This window comes from Schumannella soli (genome assembly GCF_006517435.1).
GTDB lineage: Bacteria > Actinomycetota > Actinomycetes > Actinomycetales > Microbacteriaceae > Schumannella > Schumannella soli.
This window is the reverse complement of the sequence record NZ_VHQG01000002.1, coordinates 62,160-85,710: the sequence shown is the minus strand read 5'-3', so window position 1 is coordinate 85,710 and position 23,551 is coordinate 62,160. Positions and strand designations below refer to the sequence as shown.

21 protein-coding genes are annotated in these 23,551 nt (G+C 71.9%); 5 read left to right on the top strand and 16 right to left on the bottom strand.

Going from position 1 to position 23,551, the window contains the following annotated elements; all coding sequences use genetic code 11:
- The first annotated feature begins 224 nt into the window (after positions 1-224).
- Together FJ657_RS06060 and glgB are read left to right on the top strand one after the other, a co-directional pair.
- Entirely contained in the window at positions 225-2,171 is a 1,947-nt protein-coding gene (locus FJ657_RS06060) for an alpha-1,4-glucan--maltose-1-phosphate maltosyltransferase (protein WP_255447295.1), read from the top strand.
- Complete coding sequence (gene glgB, locus FJ657_RS06055; protein WP_141162817.1) at positions 2,171-4,504, top strand: 1,4-alpha-glucan branching protein GlgB; 2,334 nt, start codon at positions 2,171-2,173, stop codon at positions 4,502-4,504. The genes FJ657_RS06060 and glgB overlap by 1 nt, the downstream gene beginning before the upstream one ends.
- A gap of 139 nt (positions 4,505-4,643) precedes the next feature.
- On the opposite strand, the gene FJ657_RS06050 is transcribed toward glgB, so the two are convergent.
- Positions 4,644-5,573 carry a co-chaperone YbbN gene (locus FJ657_RS06050; RefSeq protein ID WP_141162816.1) on the bottom strand — a complete coding sequence of 310 codons (930 nt, stop codon included), beginning with the start codon at positions 5,571-5,573 and terminating at the stop codon, positions 4,644-4,646.
- Positions 5,570-7,342: a DUF8094 domain-containing protein gene (locus FJ657_RS06045; RefSeq protein WP_141162815.1), complete on the bottom strand. Its 1,773-nt coding sequence runs from the start codon at positions 7,340-7,342 to the stop codon at positions 5,570-5,572. Before FJ657_RS06045 ends, FJ657_RS06050 begins: the two co-directional genes overlap by 4 nt.
- Before the next feature lie 331 nt (positions 7,343-7,673).
- On the opposite strand from FJ657_RS06045, the gene FJ657_RS06040 reads away from it, so the two are divergent.
- The gene (locus FJ657_RS06040) at positions 7,674-10,880 is read left to right on the top strand and encodes a coiled-coil domain-containing protein (RefSeq protein WP_141162814.1); all 3,207 of its coding nucleotides are present in this window, start codon (positions 7,674-7,676) and stop codon (positions 10,878-10,880) included.
- Positions 10,881-10,984: 104 nt separating this feature from the next.
- Complete coding sequence (locus FJ657_RS06035; protein WP_141162813.1) at positions 10,985-12,028, top strand: AI-2E family transporter; 1,044 nt, start codon at positions 10,985-10,987, stop codon at positions 12,026-12,028.
- Positions 12,029-12,050: 22 nt separating this feature from the next.
- Here FJ657_RS06035 and FJ657_RS06030 read toward each other — a convergent pair whose 3' ends face one another.
- The 13 genes from FJ657_RS06030 to rpsB form a co-directional block, all read right to left on the bottom strand.
- Positions 12,051-12,356, bottom strand: coding sequence for a rhodanese-like domain-containing protein (locus FJ657_RS06030; protein WP_141162812.1), 306 nt, complete (start codon positions 12,354-12,356; stop codon positions 12,051-12,053).
- 86 nt (positions 12,357-12,442) lie between these two features.
- Complete coding sequence (locus FJ657_RS06025; protein WP_141162811.1) at positions 12,443-13,174, bottom strand: alpha/beta hydrolase; 732 nt, start codon at positions 13,172-13,174, stop codon at positions 12,443-12,445.
- Positions 13,171-13,467, bottom strand: coding sequence for an Rv1322 family protein (locus FJ657_RS06020; RefSeq protein ID WP_141162810.1), 297 nt, complete (start codon positions 13,465-13,467; stop codon positions 13,171-13,173). Before FJ657_RS06020 ends, FJ657_RS06025 begins: the two co-directional genes overlap by 4 nt.
- A gap of 59 nt (positions 13,468-13,526) precedes the next feature.
- Positions 13,527-14,177, bottom strand: coding sequence for an aggregation-promoting factor C-terminal-like domain-containing protein (locus FJ657_RS06015; RefSeq protein WP_255447186.1), 651 nt, complete (start codon positions 14,175-14,177; stop codon positions 13,527-13,529).
- A 73-nt stretch (positions 14,178-14,250) separates the two neighbouring features.
- On the bottom strand, positions 14,251-14,796 hold the full coding sequence (locus FJ657_RS06010) for a DivIVA domain-containing protein (RefSeq protein WP_141162809.1): 546 nt from the start codon (positions 14,794-14,796) through the stop codon (positions 14,251-14,253).
- 107 nt (positions 14,797-14,903) lie between these two features.
- Positions 14,904-15,905, bottom strand: a complete 1,002-nt coding sequence (locus FJ657_RS06005; protein WP_255447185.1) for a phosphatidate cytidylyltransferase — start codon at positions 15,903-15,905, stop codon at positions 14,904-14,906.
- Positions 15,906-15,907: 2 nt separating this feature from the next.
- On the bottom strand, positions 15,908-16,462 hold the full coding sequence (frr, locus tag FJ657_RS06000) for a ribosome recycling factor (protein WP_141162808.1): 555 nt from the start codon (positions 16,460-16,462) through the stop codon (positions 15,908-15,910).
- 46 nt (positions 16,463-16,508) lie between these two features.
- Positions 16,509-16,907, bottom strand: coding sequence for a hypothetical protein (locus tag FJ657_RS05995; protein ID WP_141162807.1), 399 nt, complete (start codon positions 16,905-16,907; stop codon positions 16,509-16,511).
- 11 nt (positions 16,908-16,918) lie between these two features.
- On the bottom strand, positions 16,919-17,647 hold the full coding sequence (gene pyrH / locus FJ657_RS05990) for a UMP kinase (RefSeq protein WP_141162806.1): 729 nt from the start codon (positions 17,645-17,647) through the stop codon (positions 16,919-16,921).
- Between the two features lie 128 nt (positions 17,648-17,775).
- The gene (locus FJ657_RS05985) at positions 17,776-18,480 is read right to left on the bottom strand and encodes a DUF6882 domain-containing protein (RefSeq protein WP_141162805.1); all 705 of its coding nucleotides are present in this window, start codon (positions 18,478-18,480) and stop codon (positions 17,776-17,778) included.
- Between the two features lie 39 nt (positions 18,481-18,519).
- Positions 18,520-19,329 carry a hypothetical protein gene (locus FJ657_RS05980; protein ID WP_141162804.1) on the bottom strand — a complete coding sequence of 270 codons (810 nt, stop codon included), beginning with the start codon at positions 19,327-19,329 and terminating at the stop codon, positions 18,520-18,522.
- Positions 19,330-19,436: 107 nt separating this feature from the next.
- On the bottom strand, positions 19,437-20,264 hold the full coding sequence (tsf, locus tag FJ657_RS05975; protein WP_141162803.1) for a translation elongation factor Ts: 828 nt from the start codon (positions 20,262-20,264) through the stop codon (positions 19,437-19,439).
- 47 nt (positions 20,265-20,311) lie between these two features.
- Positions 20,312-21,334, bottom strand: a complete 1,023-nt coding sequence (gene rpsB / locus FJ657_RS05970; protein WP_141162802.1) for a 30S ribosomal protein S2 — start codon at positions 21,332-21,334, stop codon at positions 20,312-20,314.
- Positions 21,335-21,712: 378 nt separating this feature from the next.
- Here rpsB and FJ657_RS05965 point away from each other — a divergent pair, with 378 nt between their 5' ends.
- A complete protein-coding gene (locus tag FJ657_RS05965) occupies positions 21,713-22,261 on the top strand; it encodes a M23 family metallopeptidase (RefSeq protein WP_141162801.1) in 549 nt (182 codons plus the stop codon).
- A 271-nt stretch (positions 22,262-22,532) separates the two neighbouring features.
- On the opposite strand, the gene FJ657_RS05960 is transcribed toward FJ657_RS05965, so the two are convergent.
- Positions 22,533-23,453, bottom strand: coding sequence for a tyrosine recombinase XerC (locus tag FJ657_RS05960; protein WP_141162800.1), 921 nt, complete (start codon positions 23,451-23,453; stop codon positions 22,533-22,535).
- Positions 23,454-23,551 lie beyond the last annotated feature (98 nt).

Sequence of the window (23,551 nt, the reverse complement as noted above, 5' to 3'; positions counted from 1 at the left end):
CCCCATCGCGTCGCCTCCTGGCTGTGGTCTGAGACCCCCGCGACAGCGACGGATGCGCGCGCTACGGTCGGGATGTGGCGACCACCCCGCGAAACCAGCGCCCCTCGACCGCGACGCCGAGCTCCGCCCCGGCGCCTGACCCCGCACCGCCGGAAAGCGCCCCGGCTGCTCCCGCATCCGCCGAGCCGCTGCCCGAGCGTCCGGCCCGCATCGGCCGCATCCCGATCCGCGACCTCTCCCCCGCTCAGCCGGAGGGCCGCTGGGATGCGAAGGCCTTCGCCGGCGAGGTCGTCCCCTTCGCGGCCACGGTCTTCCGCGAAGGGCACGGGCTGCTCGGCGTCGAGCTCGTGCTCACCGCCCCCGACGGCGCGGTGACGACACGGCGCATGGCGATGGGCGCCGCCGGCAGCGACCGCTGGAGCACCGAGGCGCAGCTCGACCAGCTCGGCGACTGGAGCTGGATCGTCCGCGCCTACAGCGACGACTGGGCCACGTGGCTGCACACCGCCGACATCAAGGTCGAGGTCGACCAGGATGTGGACCTCGTCTTCGCGATGGGCGCCCAGCTGCTCGAGGGCCGCAAGGGCAAGGTCTGCACGGAGGCGCGCGCCGCCTTCCTCGACACCTCCTCCCCGGGCGAGGCCCGGCTCAAGGTCGCGCACGACCCGCGGCTCGCCCGCGAGATCGGCGCCGCCCCGGTCGCCTCGCTGACGACCGAGAGCGCGCCCCTCACCCTGCGCGTCGAGCGCGAGCGCGCCGGCGTCGGCAGCTGGTACGAGTTCTTCCCGCGCTCCGAGGGGGCGAAGCAGCGCAAAGACGGCTCGTGGCAGAGCGGCACCTTCCGCACGGCGGCCCGGCGTCTGCCGGCGATCGCGGCGATGGGCTTCGACGTGCTGTACCTGCCGCCCATCCACCCGATCGGCCGCGTCTTCCGCAAGGGACCGAACAACTCGACGGTCGCCGGCCCGCACGACCCGGGCAGCCCCTGGGCCATCGGCGCCGCCGAGGGCGGCCACGACGCCGTGCACCCCGACCTCGGCACGCTCGCCGACTTCCGCTGGTTCCTCGGCCAGGCGAAGAAGAACGGGCTCGAGCTCGCGATCGACCTCGCCCTGCAAGCCGCTCCCGACCACCCGTGGGTCGAGGCGCATCCGGAGTGGTTCACGACCCGACCCGACGGCTCGATCGCCTACGCCGAGAACCCGCCGAAGAAGTACCAGGACATCTACCCGGTCAACTTCGACAACGATCCGGAGGGCATCCGCGCCGAGGTGCTGCGCATCGTCGAGCACTGGATCGCGCAGGGCGTCACGACCTTCCGCGTCGACAACCCGCACACGAAGCCGCTCGACTTCTGGGAGTGGCTGCTCGGCGTGATCTACGAACGCCACCCCGACGTCGTCTTCCTCGCCGAGGCCTTCACCCGCCCGGCGATGATGCGCTCGCTCGCCGGGGCCGGGTTCCAGCAGAGCTACAGCTACTTCACCTGGCGCAACACGAAGGAGGAGCTCGAGGAGTTCCTCACCTCGGTCTCGACCGAGACGAGCGCCTGGATGCGGCCCAACTTCTTCGTCAACACCCCCGACATCCTCACCGAGTACCTGCAGTTCGGCGGGCCGGCGGCGTACAAGATCCGCGCCGCGCTGGCCGCGACGGGCGGGCCGCTCTGGGGCGTCTACTCCGGCTACGAGCTGTTCGAGGATGTCGCGCGCCCCGGCAGCGAAGAGAACATCGACAACGAGAAGTACGAGTACAAGCCGCGCGACTGGGCCGCCGCCGAGCGCGAGGATCGCACCCTCGCGCCCTACCTGACGCTGCTCAACCAGGCGCGCCGCGAGCACCCGGCGCTGCGGCAGCTGCGCAACCTGCGCGTGCACTGGTCGAGCGACGACGCGCTGCTCGTCTACAGCAAGACGATCGAGTCCGAGTTCGTGCGCTCCGGGCGCCGCGACGGCGTCATCGTCGTCGCGAACGTCGACCCGCATTCGGTGCGCGAGGGCATGGTCTACCTCGACCTCACGGCCCTGGGGCTCGACGAGGAAGCCGAGTTCGGGGTGCGCGACCTGATCACCGGCCAGCGCTGGACCTGGGGCGCCGAGAACTACGTGCGACTGGATGCGTTCACCGAACCCGTCCACATCCTCGCGATCGAGTACCCGAGAGGGGTCTGATGACCGAGCACGACGAGAAACCGACCGTTCCGAGCGCCGCCGGGGGCCACGCCGCACCCGATCCGGTCTCGGCTCCGCCGACCGCTCGGGGCGCGCTGCCCGAGCTGCACCCCGACCACATCCTGTCGCTCGTGGAGGGCCGGCACCCCCGCCCGCACGACGCCCTCGGGGCGCACCGGGTCGAGGGCGGATGGGTCATCCGCGTGATCCGTCCCCTCGCCCAGGCCGTGACGGTCGTCCGCGCCGACGGCAGCGAGGTCCCCCTCAATCACGTGCAGGACGGGCTCTGGCACGGCTTCGCCCTCGGCGAGGGCCAGGCCTACGAGGTGCGCGCCGACTACGCCGACGGCCCCTCGTGGACGAGCGGCGACCCCTACCGCTTCGTGCCGAGCGTCGGCGAGATCGACCTGTACCTCTTCGGCGAGGGCCGCAGCGAGCAGCTCTGGCACTGGCTCGGCGCCCATCACCGCCCGCACGAGGACGTCGACGGCACCTCGTTCTCGGTCTGGGCGCCGCACGCGCAGGCCGTGCGCGTCGTCGGCGACTTCAACCGCTGGGTCGGCGCCGGCCATGCGCTGCGCCGGCTGAGCGACCAGGGCGTCTGGGAGATCTTCGTGCCCGGTCTCGGCGCCGGGGACAACTACAAGTTCGAGATCCTCACGCCCGACGGCCAGTGGGTCACCCGGGCGGACCCGATGGCGCGCTACACCGAGGTGCCCCCGTCGACCGCGTCGAAGATCGGCGACACGCTCTACGCCTGGAACGACGACGCGTGGATGCGCACCCGGGCCGCGACCGACCCGCACCAGGGCGCGATGAGCGTCTACGAGGTGCACCTCGGCTCGTGGCGGCCCGGACTCGACTACCGCGCCGCGGCCGTGGAGCTCGTCGAGTACGTGCGCGAGACCGGCTTCACGCACGTCGAGTTCCTGCCGCTGGCGGAGCATCCCTTCGGCGGATCCTGGGGCTACCAGGTCACCGGCTACTACGCCCCGACGTCGCGCTTCGGGCATCCCGACGACCTCAAGCACCTCATCGACGCCCTGCACCAGGCCGGCATCGGCGTCATCATGGACTGGGTGCCCGGCCACTTCCCGAAGGACGAGTGGGCGCTCGCGAACTTCGATGGACGAGCCGTCTACGAGCACCCCGATCCCCGGCTCGGCGAGCACATGGACTGGGGCACGCTGATCTTCAACTACGGCGACTCGCAGGTGCGCAACTTCCTCGTCGCCAACGCGCTCTACTGGCTCGAGGAGTTCCACGTCGACGGGCTGCGGGTGGATGCCGTCGCGAGCATGCTCTACCTCGACTACTCCCGCGAGGCCGGCCAGTGGCTGCCGAACCGTCACGGCGGCCGCGAGAACCTCGAGGCGATCAGCTTCCTGCAGGAGGTCAACGCGACCGCCTACAAGCGCAACCCCGGCATCGTGATGATCGCCGAGGAGTCGACGTCGTTCCCCGGCGTGACGCGCCCCAGCGACCAGGGCGGGCTCGGCTTCGGCCTGAAGTGGAACATGGGGTGGATGAACGACACGCTGTCGTACATCGGCGAGAACCCGATGTGGCGTTCGCACCACCACGGCGAGATCACGTTCAGCTTCGTCTACGCCTTCAGCGAGAACTTCCTGCTGCCGATCAGCCACGACGAGGTCGTGCACGGCAAGGGATCGCTGCTGGGGCGGATGCCGGGCGACCAGTGGCAGAAGCTCGCGAACGTGCGCGCCTACCTGGCGTTCATGTGGTCGCATCCCGGCAAGCAGCTGCTCTTCATGGGCTCGGAGTTCGGCCAGCCGAGCGAGTGGAGCGAGCAGCGCGGGCTCGACTGGTGGATCCTCGACCAGCCCGTGCACCAGGGTCTGCTGAAGCTCGTCGGGCAGCTGAACCGGGTCTACACCGAGACCCCGGCGCTGTGGGAGCAGGACTCCTCCCCCGATGGCCTCGACTGGATCACGTCGTCACCCGAGGCCAACGTGCTCGGCTTCCTGCGCACGGCGCGCGACGGCTCGCAGCTCGCCTGCCTGGTGAACTTCGGCGGCAACCCGGCGGGCTCGTACCGGATCGGGCTGCCGCGAGCGGGGCGCTGGGTCGAGGTGCTCAACACGGATGCCGAGGAGTTCGGCGGGTCGGGCGTGGGCAACTTCGGGTCCGTCACCGCGGTCGCCGAGCCGTGGGACGGAAAGCCGGCGTCGGCCGAGCTGACGATCCCGCCGCTCGCCGGCCTGTGGCTGCGTTTCGAGCCCGAGGAGGCCGAGGGCGTGGCGGCGCAGGTCGAGGATGCGGCGCAGGTCGAGGACGCGGCGACCGCGAGCCCGCAGTTCCGGGTCGCCTGAGGGCCCGCGACGACTCACGAGTCGGAGACGACGGAGGCCGGCATCCCGAGGGGTGCCGGCCTCCGTCGTGTGCGGGAGCACCGCGCGTCAGCGGCCGACTCGGCTCACTGCGCTGGCGCTCGCCGCAGTGCAGCAGCGATCAGTACAGCAGCGAGGTGAGTCGCGCGCGGGCGCGCCCGACTCGGGCGTCGTCGGGGCCGGCGATCTCGAAGTACTCGAGCAGTCGGGCGCGGATGCGATCGCGGCCGTCCTGGTCCTGGTCGAGGAAGAGGTCGAGCAGCCGGTCGGCGGCGTCGTCGAGGTGACCGCCGCTGACGTCGAGGTCGGCGACGGCGAGCTGGGCGTCGAGATCGGCGGGCGCGTCGGCGGCGGCGCTGCGCAGCTGCTGCGCATCCGCCCCCTGCAGCCGCGCGAGCAGCGAGACCTGCGCGAGGCCGGCGACCGCCTGGGCGTCGCGCGGGTTCTGCGCGATGGCCTTCTCGTAGGCGGCGATCGCCCGGGCGTAGTCGCCCTCGCCGATCGCGTCGTAGGCCTCCTGGTGCAGCGGCGGCAGCGGCTCCTCGACCGGCTCGCCAGGCTCCGCGCCCTCGTCGCCCTCTCCCGCCTCGAGGCGCCCGGTGACGCCCGCCTGCACCGCGGCCTGCAGCACCTGGTCGAGCACCTGGCGCGCATCCGCATCGCTGACCGCGCCGACGTAGAGGCCGAGCGGGCGGCCGGCGACGAGCGCGCCGACCGTCGGCACCTGCTGCGCCTGGAAGGCCTGGGCGATGCCGGGGCTGCGATTGCCGTCGACCACGGCCAGGGCGAGGCGCCCGCCGTAGCTGCGCACCAGCGCGGGCAGCGCCGGCTCGAGTCCCGAGGCCACGATCTCGATGATCACCGGCACGGTGCTCGACAGCTGCAGCACCTGCTCGAAGGCGGTGTCGTCGGTCTCGAACACGATCTGCGAGCCGTCGGCGGCCGCGGCGGCCTTCGCGGCGCCCTCCGGGTCGGCGGCGCGGTTCACCAGCGAGCTCAGGTCGACGGCGCCGCGGAGGTTCGCTCCGGCGGCGAGACGGGGATCGGTCATGGCAGCTCCTTCGCGTCAGACAGCACCTGCGAGAAGCCGAGGAGCTTGATCTTCGCCTGGGGGTCGGTATCGGAGGCGAGCGGCACGTAGAAGAGCAGCTGCACGTCGTAGGTCGACTGGATGCCCTTCGTGGTCTGCGAGATGCCCGACAGCAGCTTGACCCGGCCGTCGGGGTTGATCGCGGCGCCCTGCTCGGCGGGCTTGACCGTCTCGATGTCGTTGAGGTCGACCGTGACGATCGCGCCGGAGTCGTTCGTGCCGAACACGATCGTCTCGCCGGGGCCCTGCGCGTGCGTGAAGTCGATCGTGGCCGACGCCGGCAGGCTCGCCTTGCGCTGCGCCTTGTAGCTCGCGCCGAGCGCGGTGCGCAGCGCGTCGCCGTCGGCGTCGAAGAAGTCGTAGTCGGGGGCGGCCGTGTCCTGCAGCAGGATGCCCGCGTAGGCGTCGACCAGCTTGCTCGGCTCGATCTTGAGGTACTTCACGTCGGGTTTGACGCGCGAGGCGCCGAGGTCGGCGGGCGCGAGGTCGGGCACCTTGGCCTTCGCCTCGAGCGGGATGACGTACTCGGCCTTGTACTGGCTGCGCGCCGACTCCTGCACGAGCATGAGCGACATCGGCGCGACGGTCGGCTGCTTCGGATCGACGACGACCGCGAATACGGTGCGCGGCCAGGAGGCGTTCTGCTGCGGCAGGTCGACCTCGACGCTCGCCGCCGGGATCGACGGCTCCGCGGTCTGGTTGGCGTCGGCCTTGCGGATCTTGTAGCTCGCCGTGCGGGTCGTGAGCGCCGGGCCGGTGAGGCGGTCGGAGGCGAGGTCGGCGTCGAGCGCGGCGTCGGCGCGACCGACCGAGGTGCTCACCCGCGCGACGATCTTGTCGAGCTGCGCGGGCAGGACGGCGACCGGCTTCGTCGCGGCGGCGCCCGAGGCGGAGGCGCTCGGCGACGGCGACGCGGCCGATCCGCCGCCGGCGCCCGTGAGCCCGTTGAGCGTCGTGCAGCCGGTCAGCGCCAGGGCGCCGACGAGCAGCGCGGGGATCACGACGAATCCGCGGCGACGACCGCCGCGCGGTGCGCTGGGGCCGGCGGGCAGCGCTCGCGACGAGCGGGCGGTGATGGCCTTGGGCCGCGGCGCGCGCGGGAGCTTCGGCTGCTTGCGTCGCGGACCGCGGCGACGCCGTGCGTGCACGAGCGCCCAGATGAACGCGAGCAGGCCCGCGATGAGCAGCGCGATGCCGATGAGGATCAGCAGACCCGAGTACGGCGCGGAGTTGTCGAGGGGCCAGCGGATGCTGACGTCGGCGGGCGCCGCCGCATCCTTCGCGCCGGTGACGATGACCGAGTAGTCGCTCGACAGCTTGAGCGGCCATGCCACGCTCGACTCGCCGCGCTTCTCATCGAGCCACAGGTCGCTGCCCACCGCCGAGGGGATCGCATCGGAGTCGGAGCCGTCGACGGTCTTGCCGGTCAGCGCGCCCTTCTCCGCGTTGTAGGAGACGGTGTTGTACGAGCTGTCACCGACCCAGGCCATGACGTCGGCGGTGCGGCCGTAGGCGAGGTTGACCTCGCCGGAGCCGCCCACGGTCAGCTGCTGGGCGCCGCCCACCGAGCTCAGCGTCTTTCCGCTGATGATGGTGATCGGCGCGTCAGAGCGCACCTCGGCTTTCACGGTCAGCTGGTCGGGACCGGCGAGCACGGTGCGCTGCGCGATCCCATAGCCAGCCGACGCGAGCGCGCACACGAACAGCACGATCGCGAGGACGAATCTCACGGATGAACTCCTCTCGTGCTGCAGGGCGGCTCGTGGCCCGCCCCACTCCCGACGGGTTCACCGGCGGTCCGGTGGAGGGAGTTCCGCGCGCTGGGCGCAGCGGAGCAGCAGACAAAGACAACCCAGGATACCGGTCGCTCCGCTCTCAGCCCAAGATCGGGCTGACAGTGACGTGAGAGTCGCCTCTATACGCCCGTCGGCATCGCACGACGCCGCGCCGCGCCGGTCGCCGGGGACGCGAGGAGAACCCAGCTGCGCCGCCTCACTAGACTTTCACGGTCCGATCGACTTTCGGCCCGCCCGACAGCGGCCGACGACAGGAGAGCTGACAGTGGCGGCAGACGACACCGGATTCGGCACCGAGCTGCGCGGATACCGCAAAGACGAGGTCGACAAGGCCGTCGGGACTCTCCGACGCGACCTGATCAAGGCGAACACCGACAAGACGGAGTCCGCGAAGGAGGTCAAGCGCCTCCAGGCGGTCGTCGAAGATCTGCAGGCCGAGATCGACGAGGTCGGCAGCCCCACCTACAGCGGCCTCGGCACGAAGCTCGAATCGACCCTGCGCACGGCCGAGGAGCAGGCGACCCGCCTGATCAGCCAGGCCGACATCGACGCCGAGAAGCTGCGCTCGAGCGTCGGCGCCGAGGTGCAGAAGCTGCGCGACGACAGCGCCGCCCTCGCCGCACGCACCGTCAGCGAGGCCGAGCAGCGGGCGACGCGCCTGCTCGACGACGCCCAAGAGGAGGCCGAGCAGCTGCGCACCTCGGCCCGCGTCGCGGCCGAGTCGGCCACCCAGGACGCGATCCGCGAGGCCGCCTCGATCCGCGGCGCCGTCGCCACCGAGTCGGCGGATGCGCGCGCCGCCGCCAAGCGCGAGGCCGCCGCCCTGCGCGCCGAGGCCGAGCGCGAGATCGCCGAGCTGCGCGTCGTCGCCCAGCGCGAGACCTCCGAGGCGCGCGACGCCGCCGCGGCGCTCGCCCGCGACACCGAGCGCGAGCGCGCCGCCTTCACGGCGGAGAGCGAGCAGTCCCGCGCCGCCCTCGCTCACGAGATCGAGCAGGGTCGCACCGACCACGAGCGCACGCTCGCCGACGACCGCGCGGCGCTCGACAACGAGTCGACGGCCAAGTGGGCCGCCCTCGAGGCAGAGACCGCGAAGCAGCGCGCCGCGCTCGAGCAGGAGATGACGACGGCCCGCGCCGCGCTCGGCAGCGACACCGCCGCGGCTCGCGAGGCCCTCGAGGTCGAGCAGCGCACCGCCCGCGCCGACCTCGCCGAAGAGCTGCGCGCGGCGCGCGCCGAGGTCGCCGACGAGCTGGCGCAGGTGCGCGAGGCCTTCGACTCCGAGCTCGGCCAGCGCCGTGCCGAGCTCGAGGGCGAGCTCGCCCGGGCTCGCGCCGACCACGACGCGGCGATCGCGAGCGAGCGCGCCGCGCACGACTCGCACCTCGGATCCACCCGGGCTCAGCTCGACACCGATGTGGCCCGCCGCACCGCGGAGGTCGAGACGCTCGAGAAGGAGACCCGCGCCACCCTGGATGCCGAGATCGCCGAGCGTCGTTCGGCCATCGACGCCGAGGTCGCCGAGAAGACCGCCGCGATCGAGGCGCGCGTCGCGCAGGACACGGCCGAGACCGACGCCTACGTCGCCCGCGAGCGAGCGGGGATCGACGATCACGTGACCCGCGCCCGCGCCGAGCTCGAGACTGAGCTCACGACGCGGCGCGCGGCCCTCGAGAACGAGATCTCGGCCCGCTCGGCCGAGCTCGCGAACCAGCTCGAGATCACCCGCATCCAGCTCGAGAACGAGGTCGTCACGACCCGCGCCGCCCTCGAAGCCGATGTCACGAGCACCCGCGCCGAGCTCGAGAACGAGGTCAGCACGACGAAGGCGGCGCTCGCGACCGAGGTGTCGACGACGCAGGCGAGCCTCGCGACCGAGGTGGACACGGCCCGCGCGGCGCTGGCGGACGAGCTCTCGACGGCGCGTCGCGAGCTGGCCGACGAGGTCGAGCGCACGCGCAGCGAGCTCGCGAGCGAGGTGCAGGCCGCGCGCACCGAGCTCGAGACCGAGCTGAGCGACGCCCGCACCGCGCAGGAGACCGAGCTCAAGCAGGCCCGCACCGAGCACGACAACCACCTCGCCACGACGACCTCGGCGCACGACAAGCACCTCGCCGAGACGCAGGCGAAGCACGACCGGCACATCGCCGAGACGACGGCAGCGCACGAGAAGCTCCTCGCCGAGACCCGGGCCGCGCACGACGAGCACGTCACCACGACCGGCGCCGAGCTCGACGCCCGTGTCGCACAGGTCACCGCGCAGCTCGAGAAAGACGACACCGAGGGCCGCGCCGCCCTCGATCGCGAGGTCACGGAGACGCGTGCCGCTCTCGAGCAGGAAGTCGGGGAGGCCCGCGCCGCGCTCGAGAAGGAGCTCACCAGCGGTCGCGCCAAGCTCAAGGGCGACGACACCCGCACCCGCCGCAAGCTCGAGGCCGACGTCGCGAACGGCCGCGCCGAGCTCGAAGCCGAGCAGGAGCGCGTCCGCGCCGCCCTCGAGGCCGAGACCGCCGAGACCCGCGCCGCGATCGAGACCGAGGTCGCCGACGCCCGCGCCGCCCTCACGGCCGACGTCGACCGCGAGCGCGCCACCCTCGAGGCCGAGGCGACGCAGGCCCGCGCCACTCTCGACGCCGAGCTGGCGCACGCCCGCACGGAGCTCGAGCGCGAGCTCGCCTCGCAGCGCACGACGGCCGAGTCGGAGATCGCCACCGCACGCGAGAAGCACGACGCCGCGATCGCGAGCGAGCGCGCCGCGTACGACGCCGAAGCCGCCGCCGCCCGCGAGACCCTCGAGGCCGAGGTCGCCGGGCGGCGGGCCGAGCTCGAGGCCGAGATCGCCGCGGGCCGCGCCGAGATCGACCACGATCTCGCCGACGTGCGCGCGAAGCTCGAGTCGGACATCGCCAAGGAGCGCGCCGACCTCGACCGCGACACCGCCCGCCAGCGCGAGCTGCTCGCCGCCGAGGGCACGACCACCCGCGCGCAGCTCGAGCACGAGTCCGACGAGCAGCGCGCGCTGCTCGCCCGCGAGGCCGAGCAGGCGCGCGCGGATCTCGAGGTCGAGCTGACCGCCCGCCGCGACGAGGCCGAGAAGGAGTACCAGACGGCCCACCAGACCGCCGCGGCGGCGACGAAGACCTACCTCGACGAGGCGAACGCGCAGATGGCCGAGGCCGCCGAGCGCGCGACCGCCGCCCGCGCCGACGCCGAGAAGGTCACCGCCGACTCGACCCGCGAGGCGAAGAAGCGACTCGACGAGTCGCGCGCGACGGCATCCGAGATCCTCGCGAACGCCGAGAAGCGCAGCGCCGCGATCGTCGCCGAGGCCGAGGCGCGCTCGGCCGAGCTGCTCGCCGACGCCGAGGAGCGTCTGGAGAAGATCCGCATCGAGCGCGACGCGGTCGCCGGCTACTTCGAGAACCTGCGCGGGATGCTCGGTCAGGCTGAGAGGATCGGAAGCGCGGACTGAAGCTGAACCCCCGCCGAAAGCCGGGGCTCTCGCATCGGCCGCGCTGACAAGCTCGACCCGCTGAACGCCACGGCGACCCGCTCGCCTGCCCAGAAGGAGTGCCCATGAAGATCCAGAACGCCTTCCGCTTCGGGCTCTTCGGCGGGCTGGGGGTGCTGCTCGCGCTGCTGATCGGCTCGTCGATCTCGTCGCTCGCGACGATCATCACCTACATCGGCGCCGCGCTCTTCCTCGCGCTCGGCATCGACCCGGCCGTCTCGTTCCTCGAGCGGCGCAAGCTGCCGCGCTGGCTCGCGATCCTCATCGTGCTGGTCGTGATCCTCGGCATCTTCGCGGGGCTCGTGTTCGCGATCGTGCCGGTCGTCAGCGACCAGATCGGCACGCTGATCGACCAGATCCCGTCGATCGTCAAGGCCTTCGAGAACAACGAGATCCAGAAGTGGTTCGAGTCGACCCTCCCGTGGCTCGACTACAACGACACGCTCAACACGGTTCAGAACGAGCTCACCAAGAACCTCGGCGGCATCACCGGCGCCGCGTTCAGCACCATCTTCACGATCGCGAACGGCGCCTTCGGCGGCCTGATCGTGCTGATCCTCACGCTGTACTTCGTCGCCTCGCTGGCCAGCATCAAGCGCGGCCTCTACCAGCTCGTGCCGGCCACGAAGCGCGAGCGCTTCATCGACATCTCCGAGCAGATCACCGCCTCGGTCGGCCGCTACGTCGTCGGCCAGGTCGCGCTGGGGCTCTGCAACGGCATCCTCAGCTTCATCTTCCTGACGTTCATCGTCGGCGCGAAGTACTCGGCGCTGCTCGCCTTCATCGCCTTCCTGTTCTCGCTGATCCCGCTCGTCGGAACGATCTCGGGCTCGGTCGTCATCACGCTCGCCGTGTGGCTGTTCAACGGCTCGCCCTCCGTCATCGCGGTCGCGATCTACTACGTGATCTACATGCAGGTGGAGGCCTACGTGCTGAGCCCGAACATCATGAACCGCGCCGTCAAGGTGCCGGGCGCGGTCGTCGTTATCGCGGCGCTCGCGGGCGGCTCGCTGCTCGGCATCCTCGGAGCGCTCATCGCGATCCCGGTGGCGGCGTCGGCGCTGCTCATCGTGAAGCAGGTCATCATCCCCCGCCAGAACGAGCTCTAGCGAGGGTCTCCACCCCAGGTCGTCAGGCGGTGGCGCCCGACTCGGTCGGCAGACCCGCGGCGACCCACGCGTCGGTGCCGCCCTCGACGTTGACGACGTCGTAGCCCTGCTGCTCGAGGTACGCGGCGACGCGGCCGCTGCGTCCACCCGACTTGCAGATGAGGTGGATGGTGCCCTCGGGCAGCTCGTCGAGGCGCTCGGGCACCGACTGCATCGGGATCGGGATCACGCCGACCGCGTGCACGGCGGCGTACTCGTCCGGCTCGCGCACGTCGACGACGCTCGGGGCGTCGAGCTCGGACAGCTGCTGCACGGTGATGCTGCGCACGGGGGTTCTCCTCTTCGATGATGTCGCCGGCGGCTCGCCGGTCGACGGTTCGGGCGCGGGCGGGCCGACCGGCCGCGCTCGGCGGGTCAGGTCGCGGGCGGCGGCCACTCGGTCGGCAACGGCAGCGCCGCCGGGTTGACGCGCTGCACGATCTCGCTCAGCACGCGAGACGTCTGCTTCTCGCCCACCCACAGGTGCTTGGCCGCCTCGACGGCGACGAGCTCGAGGTTCGGCACGATCGCGAAGCGCTCGGCCGCCTCGGCCGGCTTCAGGAAGTCGTCGTGCTCGGGCACGAGAGCGACGAGCGGATGCGGGAAGTCGCGCCAGCGGGCCAGCTCGGCGTCGCTCGTGCGGTGCAGCGGCGGCGACAGCAGGATCGCGCCGGCGATGTCGGCATCCCGCCCGTGCTTGAGCAGCACCTCGGTGCCGAACGACCAGCCGACGAGCCACGGCGTCGGCAGGCCGCGCTCGGCGACGAACCGCAGGGCCGCGCCGAGGTCGTGCCGTTCATCGACGCCCTCGCCGAAGGACCCCTGCGACGTGCCCCGGGGTGAGCTGACGCCGCGGAAGTTGAAGCGCAGCACCACCAGGTCGGCGAGCGCCGGCAGCCGTCCCGACGACTTGCGCACGATGTGCGAGTCCATGAAGCCGCCGGCGGTGGGCAGCGGGTGCAGGAAGAGCAGCGTGCCGACCGGCTGGGCGGCCTGCGGCAGGGCGAGCTCGCCGACGAGCTCGAGGCCGTCGTCGGTGCGCAGCACGACGTCCTCACGGCGGGCCGGCAGATCGACGCTGCCGCGGATCTCGATCGGGTCGGTCATGCGCGGATCCTCCAGCAGCGGCTGTGCCAGTGACGGCGGGCAGCCAGATCGTCGGCCTCGCCCATGATGCCGTCGGCGCGCCAGGCGACCACGTGCGGGATGCCCTCGGCGATCTCGCCACCGCATCCGGGGCAGGTGTAGACCTTCACAGCGGCGCCGGCGGACTGCGGCTGCACGTTCCATTCGCCATCGCGTTTCGCCTCGACGCGGCGCATGCCGCCGAGCACGCGGTTCATGTCGAGCGGCTCGCTCTCCTCCGCGCGACGCTGGCGCGGACGGTTCGAGCGGGGCATGCGATGGAGTCTACGCAGGCGGACTCGGACGATGCCCGGCGTCGGTCTGCGGGAGGAGGTCAGTACCAGCCGGACGACTGGCTCTTGGCCCAGGCGCCGCACGGGGTGCCGTAGCGACCCGTGATGTAGCCCAGGCCCCAGGTGATCTGCGTCGCAGGGTTGGTCTGCCAGTCGGGACCGGCGCTCGCCATCTTCGAACCGGGGAGCGCCTGCGGGATGCCGTAGGCGCCGCTGCCCGAGTTGTGGGCGTAGACGTTCCAGTGCGATTCCTTGTTCCACAGCGAGACCAGGCAGTCGTACTCGCCCTCGCCCCAGCCGCGGGCCACGACCATGTCGTGGGCGATCGCCTTCGCGCTGCCCGGGTCGGGGGTGCCGGCGGCGGGAGCGGCGCGGCCGCCCTTCGGCGCCGCCGGGGCGACGGGCTGCGGCTTGATGACCTGGTAGCCGTCGCGCTGGGTCGCGGATCCGCCCGCGGCGCCGGCCTGATAGGTCTGCAGGCGGCCGTCGTGCCCCGGGGCGACCGTGGCCGAGGCGTAGGCGCCGCTGTAGGGGTCGACGATCGAGACGAGCACGAAGGCGAGCGTCGCGAGACCCGCGAAGAGCGGCAGGGAGTGGCGGCGGCGGATGTGCCGCGGGATGGCCACCGAGGTGCCGAAGCGGGGTCGGGTAGCGAGCGCGCCGGGCGCAGGGGTACTCCGGGAACTGCTCACGATCCATCGACCTTACCCGAGGGGGCCCCGATGCGCCCACCCCGGTTCAGGGGTTCGCCAGGTTGAGGCGGGCTCAGCGCACCGCGAGGATCACGTCGACCATCGCATCCAGCACGACGTCGACCTGGGTCTCGTCGTAGCCGCCGCGGCGCGGACGGAACGCGATCTCGCGGATCTCGTCGGCCGTGACGGGCTCCCCACCCTGCAGGTACGCGGCCACCCGGTCGACGAAGGCATCGACGTCGACGGCCGAGTAGCCGACCGTGAAAAGGCTCACGCGGCGGAAGCGGTGGTGCCGCGGCCGCACGAGGCGGTCGAGGATCTCCTGCGCGCGATCGCGGGCCGAGACCAGGTGATCCTCGCCGTCGGCGGCGAGGGCCTTCTGCTTCTCGCGGCCGGCGAAGGCGTCTTCGAGGCGGGCGAGCGCCGCATCCACGTGCTCGGTGGCGTAGCCGCCCTTGCGCAGGGTGAACCCGGTGGTGCGGATGTCGTCGGCGCTCAGCTCGCGCGAGCCCGGCTCGCCGAGGTAGGAGCTGCGCGCGTCACCGAGGAACTGCTCCACCTCGTCGACGTCGTAGCCGAGACGCGACCGGCGGGCATGCGGGAAGGTCGAGCTCACCCGCACAGTCTAGAGCGGAGCCGGGACGCAGCCTGGGAGCGTGCGATCGCCGATCACCGACGGGTGAGCTGAGAGCCGGCCCGACAGCGCTTCGGCCGGTCGGGGCGTCAGCCGGTCAGCCCCAGCTGCGTCACGACCAGGAAGGCGCCGTAGGCGATCGCCGCCGACGGGAGGATCGAGTCCAGTCGGTCGAGGAACCCGCCGTGGCCGGGCAGCCAGCTCGAGATGTCCTTGATGCCGAGGTCGCGCTTGATCAACGACTCGACCAGGTCCCCCCCTGTGCCGGTCAGCAGCAGGAGGATGCCGAGCGGGATGCCCACCCAGAACGGCACGCCGAGCATGAGCCAGGCGAGCAGCATCGCCGCGACGACCGAGAACAGGGCCGCGCCGGCGAAGCCCTCCCAGGTCTTCTTCGGACTGATCTTCGGCGCCATGAGGTGCTTGCCCCACAGCACGCCGAACAGGTACGCGCCGATGTCGGCGCCGACGACCACGATGATCGAGGTCAGCGTCCAGAACTCGCCGTGCTCCTCGTGCGTCAGCACCACCAGGAACCCGGCGAGGAAGGTGATGTAGAGCTGGATGAAGGCGCCCGCCACCAGATCCTGGATGACCGAGCGCGCCGGGGCACTCCCCCGCCCGGTCGCGACCTCGGCGAGCCGATAGAGGCTGACCAGCGCGATCGCCGCGAGCGTCGCGACCCACAGCCCCTCGACGCCGAAGAAGAACGCGACCGGCATGACGGCCACGCCGACCACGATCGAGGCGACCCGGGGCACGTCTCGCCCCGCGTGGCGAAGCCCCGTGCCGAGCTCGAAGATCGCGAAGGCGACCAGCACCGCGCCGAAGACGATGAACATCCACTTGAGGATGATCAGGCTGACGATCAGCAGACCGCCGAGCAGGATGCCGACCCCGATGGCGAACGGCAGGTTGCGTCCGGCGCGCGCCTCGATGCGGGCGTTGGCCTCTTCGAACTGCGCGCGCGTCGCGCGCACCTGCGCCTCGAACTCGGCCACGTTCGCTCGCGCCTTCGCCTCGAACTCGGCGCGCGAGTGGCGCCGCGGCTCAGCGGAGTCGTCGCGCGCGGAGTGGTCGTCGTCAGACACGCTCAGACCTCGAGCAGTTCGGCTTCCTTGCGCTTCAGGGCCTCGTCGATCGCGTCGATGTGGGTCTTCGTGATCGCCTCCAGCTCCTTCTCCGCGCGAGCCACCTCGTCATCGCCGACCTCGGTCTTCAGGGCGTCGAGGTCGTCCTTCGTCTTGCGGCGCAGGTTGCGCACGACGACCTTCGCGTCCTCGGCCTTGGCCCTCGCCAGCTTCACGTACTCCTTGCGGCGCTCCTCGGTGAGCTCCGGCATGGTGACGCGGATGATGTTGCCGTCGTTCGACGGGGCGGCTCCGAGGTTCGGGAAGGCGACGATGGCCTTCTCGATGTCCTTGAGCGCGGTCTTGTCGTAGGGCGTGATGATGATCGTGCGCGCCTCGGGGTTCTGCAGGCTCGCGAGCTGCTGCAGCGGGGTCGGGGTGCCGTAGTACTCCACGTTGATGCGCTCGAACAGCGCCGGGTTCGCGCGGCCGGTCCGCACCGTCGAGAAGTCGTCCTTGGCGACCTCGACGGCCTTGAGCATCTTGTCCTTGGCCTCGGCCAGTACGTCGCTGATCACGGGAGCACTCCTTCGCAGATTCCGTCGGTCAAGCCTAGTGGTCGTGTCATGAGAGCACTCCGGTCTGCGCCGCCCACCAGACCGCGCCGACCGTGCCGGTCACGAGCGACACGGCGAGGGAGATGAGCGCCACGCGCCAGGCGCGACGGCGGCGCACGGCGTTGATGAGCACGAGCAGCGATCCCACGGCCCAGCTCAGCGCCGGACCCACCACGGTGAGCGCGATCGCGACCAAGAGCGTCGGCGACTGCGCATCGGCCGTGCCGCTCGTCAGCGCCGCCTCGACGAGCGCCAGGGCGATCGCGATGCCGACGCCGGCCGCGCCGATGACGACGAGCAGGATCGAGAGCGCGACATCGCCGTGCAGCAGGGGGCCGCGCTCGCGGCGCTCCTTCTCGGGATCATGCGTGGCCTTGAACGGGAAGACCTCGTCGCGGCGCGCCACGGTGAGGCGGCTCAGGCCGTGACGAGCGTGCCGAGACGCTCGCCGCGCACCGCCGCCGTGACGTTGCCGGCCGGCTCCATGCCGAAGACGTGCATCGGCATCCGGTTGTCCATGCAGAGGCTGAAGGCGGTGGAGTCGACGACCTTGAGCCCCTGCTGCAGGGCCTCCTGGTAGCTGATCGCGTCGATCTTGGTCGCGGTCGGGTCGACGCGCGGGTCGGCCGTGTAGACGCCGTCGACGCCGTTCTTCGCCACGAGCACCTCGTCGGCGCCGATCTCGAGCGCGCGCTGCGCCGAGACGGTGTCGGTCGAGAAGTAGGGCAGTCCCGCGCCGGCGCCGAAGATCACGACGCGGCCCTTCTCGAGATGACGCTCGGCGCGCAGCGGGATGTAGGGCTCGGCGACCTGGGTCATCTGAATCGCCGACTGCACGCGCGTCGCGGCGCCGGCCTGCTCGAGGAAGTCCTGCAGCGCGAGGGCGTTCATGACGGTGCCGAGCATGCCCATGTAGTCGGCGCGCCCGCGGTCCATGCCGCGCTGGCTCAGCTCGGCTCCGCGGAAGAAGTTGCCGCCGCCGACGACCACCGCGACCTCGACCCGCTGCGACTCGTCGGGGTCGGTCGTGGCCGCCGCGATCTCCTTCGCGATGGCCGAGACCACATCCGGATTGACACCGAGGGAACCACCGCCGAACGCCTCTCCGGAGAGCTTGAGCAGCACGCGGCGTCGGCGATCGGTCATCGCGGGGGTCCTTCCGTCAGGGGTCGGTCCAGGCTACCGGACCGTGTCCGTGCGCTCGGCCCGCGACGGCGCCGACCCGCGAGGGCGCCAGGTCCCGACGGCCCCGGTCCGCAGCGCCCCTCGCCCGCTCAGGCCCGCCCTGGCAGCGCCGTGCCGTTGAGCGCCGCGACGCGGCCGAGCTGGTCGAACTCGACCGCGATCACGCCGTCGGGCAGGCTCAGGCGCACGCCGTCGAAGGGGATGCCGCGCAGGGTCGCATAGCTCGCGACCGCGCGCCGGTGATCGGTCACGGTGGTGGAGCTCAGCCCCTCGCCGATCACGCGCAGCACGCGCGGCGCCGACGGCAGATCGAACGTCAGCCCCTCCAGCAGCATCCACACCCGCGTGCCGCCCTCGACGCGCCCGCTGTAGCCGAACCAGATCCCGCTCGCGACGCGCGCCGCGATCGAGAGGTCCCAGCCGAGCTGATAGCCGGGCTCCGGCTCTCCCGCCGGGGCCGGGTCGTCGAACGCGACCTCGCCCGCGACGAGCTCGGGGATGCGGAAGCGATCGCCCAGCTGACGGGCGGCCGACGCCGCAGCCACGATCTCGGGTGCGTAGCCGGAGGGGTTCGCCCAGCCCCACAGCCAGCTGCGCGGCCCCGGCGCGGCCGAGCCGAGCAGCTGCAGCGGCAGGGTGGCCGACGTCGGACCGGTGAAGCGGAACTGCCGCGTCGCGAGATCGACATCCCAGTGCTCGTGATCGCCGAAGCGGTCGACGATCTGCAGCTGCGCCTCGTGCGCGAGGAACACGCCGTCGGCGATCAGAGCGGAGAGACCAGCGGAGCGCGTCATGGCGCCACCCTAGAACGCGCAGACGGACGCGGGCGGGGATCAGCCGTTCGGGCCGGCAGCGCCGTCGTAGTGGAACGTCGTGCCGTCGGAGCGCTTGATCGTGATGTTCACCCCGAACGGCTCCCCAGCCAGGAACTTGCGCTCGAGCTCGGTGAGCTCGGCATCCCACGCCGCCACCTTCGCGTCGAGCACCGCCGGGTCGTCGTCGGTCGTCGTGCCGCGCAGCATGAAGTTCGTGGCGGCCTTCTTGTCGGTGAGCAGGTAGATGAACGCCGAAGCGTAGTCGTCGCCGGTCGTCGTCGCCGGGACCCACTGGTGGATGCTGCCGTCGCGACGCGCCTGCAGGTAGGTGTCGCGCAGCTGGGTCACGCGGGTCACATACGCCGTGAACGCCGGGCGGTCGACGAGGTCGTAGGCGCCGCTGCTCGGCGACGTCGGCGCCGCCGAGGGGTAGACGGGACGAGCGGTCTCGCCCCGGATGACGCCGACGATGACCACCGCGACGAGCACCACGCCGGCGATGACCACGAGACCGACCGAGCCGAGCACGATCGCCAGCACTCCGCCGGTGGAGAGACCACGACGACGCGGCGCCGAGGCGGGGTAGTAGCCGGGCGCGGGGGCCGGCGACCAGGGCTGCGGGCCGGCCGGACGCTGTGGGTGCTGCTGCTGCGGATAGGGCTGCTGTTGCTGCGGAGCGCCCGGGGAGGACTGGGGGCCGGGCGCGTACGGGTTCTGCGGCGACGGGCTTCCGTAGGGGTTCTGCTCCGGGCTCCCGTACGGATTCTGCGGAGGATTCCGTACGGGCTTCTCGGACGGATACCCGAAGCCGGACTGAGGGTCGCTCACCCTGCCAGGCTAACGCGGACTCGTCGCCGTGCCGCTGCCGCCGCAGCTGCCACCGCAATGCAGAAGGCCCGGATGCCGAAGCATCCGGGCCTTCTGACGAGGCTGGATCAGGCGCCGACCTTGAAACGGGCGAAGCCGTTGATGGTCAGACCCGCATCCTCAGCGACCTTCTTCACCGCCAGCTTGTTGTCGCGGGCGTAGTCCTGCTCGAGCAGGGCGACCTGCTTGAAGTAGGCGCCGAGACGACCCTCGACGATCTTCGGAAGGGCGGCCTCCGGCTTGCCCTCCTCGCGGCTGATCTGCTCGACGATGCGACGCTCGTTGGCGACGTCGGCCTCCGGCACCTCGTCCTTGGAGAGGTAGGTCGGAGCGGCGAACGAGATGTGCTGGGCGATGCTGCGCGCGGTCTCCGCGTCGTCACCCGTGTAGGAGACGACGACGCCGATCTGCGGCGGCAGGTCCTTCGAGGTGCGGTGCAGGTAGACGGCGAACTTGTCACCGGCGATGCGAGCGACCTGACGGAGCTCGATCTTCTCGCCGATGGTCGCGGCCTGCTCCTCGATGAGGCTGCCGACGGTGCCGCCGTCCGCGGGCACCGCGAGAGCGGCATCCACGGTCTCGGCGCCCGAGTCGGCCAGCGCGGCGACGACCTTCTCGGCCAGCGCGACGAACTTGTCGTTCTTGGCGACGAAGTCGGTCTCGCAGGCGAGCTCGATCAGGGTGACGGCGGTCGCGCTCTCGACGACGGCGATGAGGCCCTCGCTGGTGGAGCGGTCGGCGCGCTTGGCGTTGCCCTTCGCACCCTTGAGGCGGAGGATCTCCACCGCCTTCTCGATGTCGCCCTCGGCCTCGACCAGGGCGTTCTTGGTGTCGACCATGCCGGTGCCGAGGCGCTCGCGCAGGATCTTGACGTCTTCCAGGCTGAAGTTGGCCATGGACTATTCCTTACTCAGTCGTGATGAACAGGCGGAGAACGCCCGGACTACTTCTTCGCGGCCGGCTTCTTCTCGGCCTCGGTCGCCTCGGCCTCGATGCGGGCCTCGGCGGCCTCGTCCGACTCCGGGGCGTGCTCGGCGACGACGGTCTCGTCGGCCTGAGCGGCGAGGTCGGCCGACGCCTCGGCGTCGGCGTCGTTCTCCTCGGTCGGGGTCTCGGCTTCGACGACCTCGGCGACCTTCTCGGCGGCGTCGGCGCCCTGGTCGACGGCCTCGATCTTCTCGGCGGTCGACGCGGGGGTCTCGCTGGCGGCGAGCAGCTCCTGCTCCCACTCGGCGAGCGGCTCGACGGCCGAGACGTTGCCCTCGGCCGCGGGGGCCTGGTGGCGCTGCACGAGGCCCTCGGCGGCGGCGTCGGCGATGATGCGGGTGAGCAGGCCCACCGAGCGGATCGCGTCGTCGTTGCCCGGGATCGGGTACTGCAGCTCGTCGGGGTCGGCGTTCGTGTCGAGGATGCCGATCACGGGGATGCCGAGCTTCGTTGCCTCGTCGATGGCGAGGTGCTCGCGCTTCGAGTCGACGACCCAGATCGCGCTGGGGGTCTTGGTGAGGTTGCGGATACCACCGAGCGTCTTGTGGAGCTTGTCCAGCTCGCGCTTCTTGATCAGGAGCTCCTTCTTGGTGAAGCCCTTGGTGGTGTCGTCGAAGTCGATCTCCTCGAGCTCCTTCATGCGCGCGAGGCGCTTGGAGACCGTCTGGAAGTTGGTGAGCAGACCGCCGAGCCAGCGCTGGTTGACGTAGGGCTGGCCCACGCGGGTCGCCTGCTCGGCGATGGACTCCTGCGCCTGCTTCTTGGTGCCGACGAAGAGCACGGTGCCGCCGTGGGCGACCGTCTCCTTGACGAAGTCGTAGGCCTTGTCGATGTAGCCGAGCGACTTCTGCAGGTCGATGATGTGGATGCCCGAGCGCTCGGTAAGGATGAAGCGCTTCACCTTCGGGTTCCAGCGGCGGGTCTGGTGTCCGAAGTGCACGCCGCTGTCGAGCAGCTGGCGGATGGTGACGACGGCCATGGCCGTTCTCCTTCTCTGGCGGGCACGGCCCAGGGCCGCGCTCGCGCGTTCTCAGTTGTCGACCGGGCCGACGGCCCGATCCCTGGCGCCCGGCGCGCATCCGCTTCCGACGGATCGGAGACTGATGGATGCGATGCCACGCCGCCGCTCGCGGCTCTGCTCGGACGGAGGCCGTCGAGAGGGAGCCGGTGCCGCAGCGCTCTGGGCGCGCGAAGTCACCCCGAAGTCGGGATGCAGGGGTCAGCATAGCACCGCGGCGACCGGGCGGCCGACGGCGGTCGGCGCCGTCCCTCCTCCCCAATCCCTGGTCAGGACGGGTTCTGCACCGATGCGCTCCACGACGCCGCGCGCGGAGCGCGGGCGACGCAGGCTGAGCGCATGAGCATCCTCTCGCGCGACCTCATCCCGGCGCTGGCCCGCGCAGGTCGGCGGACGTCGGGTGGCGGGGTCAGCGGGGCGGTCGGCGCGGGGGCCGGTCGGCTGATCCGCGTGCTGGCGGCTGTCGCCGTGACGGGCGCCTGGCTGTGGCCGGTCGCGGCGCCGCATCCCGTCGTCGAGCCGTTCCGTGCGCCGCCGACTCCGTATTCGGCCGGACACCGCGGCATCGACATCGGCGCGCCCGCCGGCTCGCCCGTGCTCGCGCCCGCCGACGGCGTGGTGCACTTCGCCGGGGTGGTCGTGGATCGCCCGCTCGTCTCGATCGACCACGGCGGCGGCGTGGTCAGCAGCCTCGAGCCGGTGGAGCCCGCCGTCGTCGCGGGCGACCGCGTCACGCGGGGTCAGGTGATCGGCACGCTGCAGCCGGGGCACTGCTCCTCCGACGCCTGTCTGCATCTGGGTGTGCGCGTCGACGGCGAGTACGTCTCGCCGCTGCTGTGGCTCGGCGGGGTGCCGCGCGCGGTGCTGCTGCCGATGGACGGGGGATGAAGCGCAGCCCGGGTGCCGGCGCCAGCGGATGCGATGAGTCGTCGTCGGCGGACTCGAGGACGAGACCGGTGAGGGCGGGTCGAGCGCGCTGAGTCCGGATCGAGACCGGCACGGGTGGGCGGAACCCGCGGAGTCCGGGCGGCGGGTCTGGGTCGCGGGTCGCGCGATGCGGGACGCGCGGCGATGCCGGTGGGGCGGCGTGGGCGGGCGGCGCGGGCGGCCGCCGCGAGACGATCTCGCGGGAGGACGCGCGCCGCGGGAGGTTCCGCGGTCAGGCGCGCGGGTGGGCCCGGGCGTAGACCTGGCGCAGCCGTTCGGCCGAGACGTGCGTGTAGATCTGGGTCGTGCCGAGACTCGCGTGCCCGAGCAGCTCCTGCACGGCGCGCAGGTCGGCGCCGCCGTCGAGCAGATGGGTGGCGGCGGTGTGACGCAGCGCGTGCGGGCCCGCCGGGCCGGAGCCGGGCATGTCGGCCAGCAGCCCGGACACGAGTTCGTAGACCGCGCGGACCCCGAGGCGACGACCGCGCGTTCCGAGGAAGACGGCGCGCTGGGCGTCGGCGTCGTCGCTCGCTGCGGCGAGGACACGCCGGCGACCGTCATCGATCCAGGTCCCCAGTGCGCGCAGGGCGGGGAGCCCGACCGGCACGACGCGCTCCTTCGATCCTTTGCCGAGCACGCGGACGGTGTGGCGTTCGAGATCGAGGTCGGTGAGGTCGAGTCCGGTCAGCTCGCCGACGCGCAGCGCGGAGGCGTACAGCAGTTCGACGACGGCGAGGTCGCGCTGGGCGCCGGGATCGCCGTCGGCGGCCCGTGAGGCCAGTCCGGTGAGCAGGCGATCCATCTGCTCGCGGCCGAGCACGCGGGGCAGGCGGCTGTCGCGGCGCGGTGACTTCAACCGGGCGCCGACGTCGGAGCTCATCGCCCCGGTGACGTGGAGCCAGCGGGTGAGGCCGCGCGCGGATGCGGCGCGGCGCGCGAGGGTCGACTTGGCGAGCCCTGCCTGCGTCGACGCCCAGAGCCAGTCGCGCAGCAGTTCGAGGTCGAGGTGCTCGATCTCATCGGCCGCGCGCTGCTCGGCGTGGGAGGCGAGTGCTCGCAGGTCGGCTCCGTATCCGGCGATCGTGTGCTCGCTGTAGGCGCGCTCGGCGGCGAGGTGCCGCAGGTAGGCGTCGATCGCCGCGTCGAGTCGCATGCGGACATGCTGACGCTCGGCGCTGCCGTCGCGCGAGTGCCTCGCCGCGCGAGGTGCAGCAGCCGGGTGCCGGCACGGCAGCCGGCGGCGAGCGGCGA

Bases quoted from the DNA above. Each gene is read 5' to 3' on its own strand.
- glgB (WP_141162817.1), top strand. From the start codon at position 2,171: ATGACCGAGCACGACGAGAAACCGACCGTTCCGAGCGCCGCCGGGGGC.
- FJ657_RS06050 (WP_141162816.1), bottom strand. From the start codon at position 5,573: ATGACCGATCCCCGTCTCGCCGCCGGAGCGAACCTCCGCGGCGCCGTC.
- FJ657_RS06035 (WP_141162813.1), top strand. From the start codon at position 10,985: ATGAAGATCCAGAACGCCTTCCGCTTCGGGCTCTTCGGCGGGCTGGGG.
- FJ657_RS06025 (WP_141162811.1), bottom strand. From the start codon at position 13,174: ATGACCGACCCGATCGAGATCCGCGGCAGCGTCGATCTGCCGGCCCGC.
- FJ657_RS06020 (WP_141162810.1), bottom strand. From the start codon at position 13,467: ATGCCCCGCTCGAACCGTCCGCGCCAGCGTCGCGCGGAGGAGAGCGAG.
- pyrH (WP_141162806.1), bottom strand. From the start codon at position 17,647: ATGACCGATCGCCGACGCCGCGTGCTGCTCAAGCTCTCCGGAGAGGCG.
- FJ657_RS05985 (WP_141162805.1), bottom strand. From the start codon at position 18,480: ATGACGCGCTCCGCTGGTCTCTCCGCTCTGATCGCCGACGGCGTGTTC.
- tsf (WP_141162803.1), bottom strand. From the start codon at position 20,264: ATGGCCAACTTCAGCCTGGAAGACGTCAAGATCCTGCGCGAGCGCCTC.
- rpsB (WP_141162802.1), bottom strand. From the start codon at position 21,334: ATGGCCGTCGTCACCATCCGCCAGCTGCTCGACAGCGGCGTGCACTTC.
- FJ657_RS05965 (WP_141162801.1), top strand. From the start codon at position 21,713: ATGAGCATCCTCTCGCGCGACCTCATCCCGGCGCTGGCCCGCGCAGGT.
- FJ657_RS05960 (WP_141162800.1), bottom strand. From the start codon at position 23,453: ATGCGACTCGACGCGGCGATCGACGCCTACCTGCGGCACCTCGCCGCC.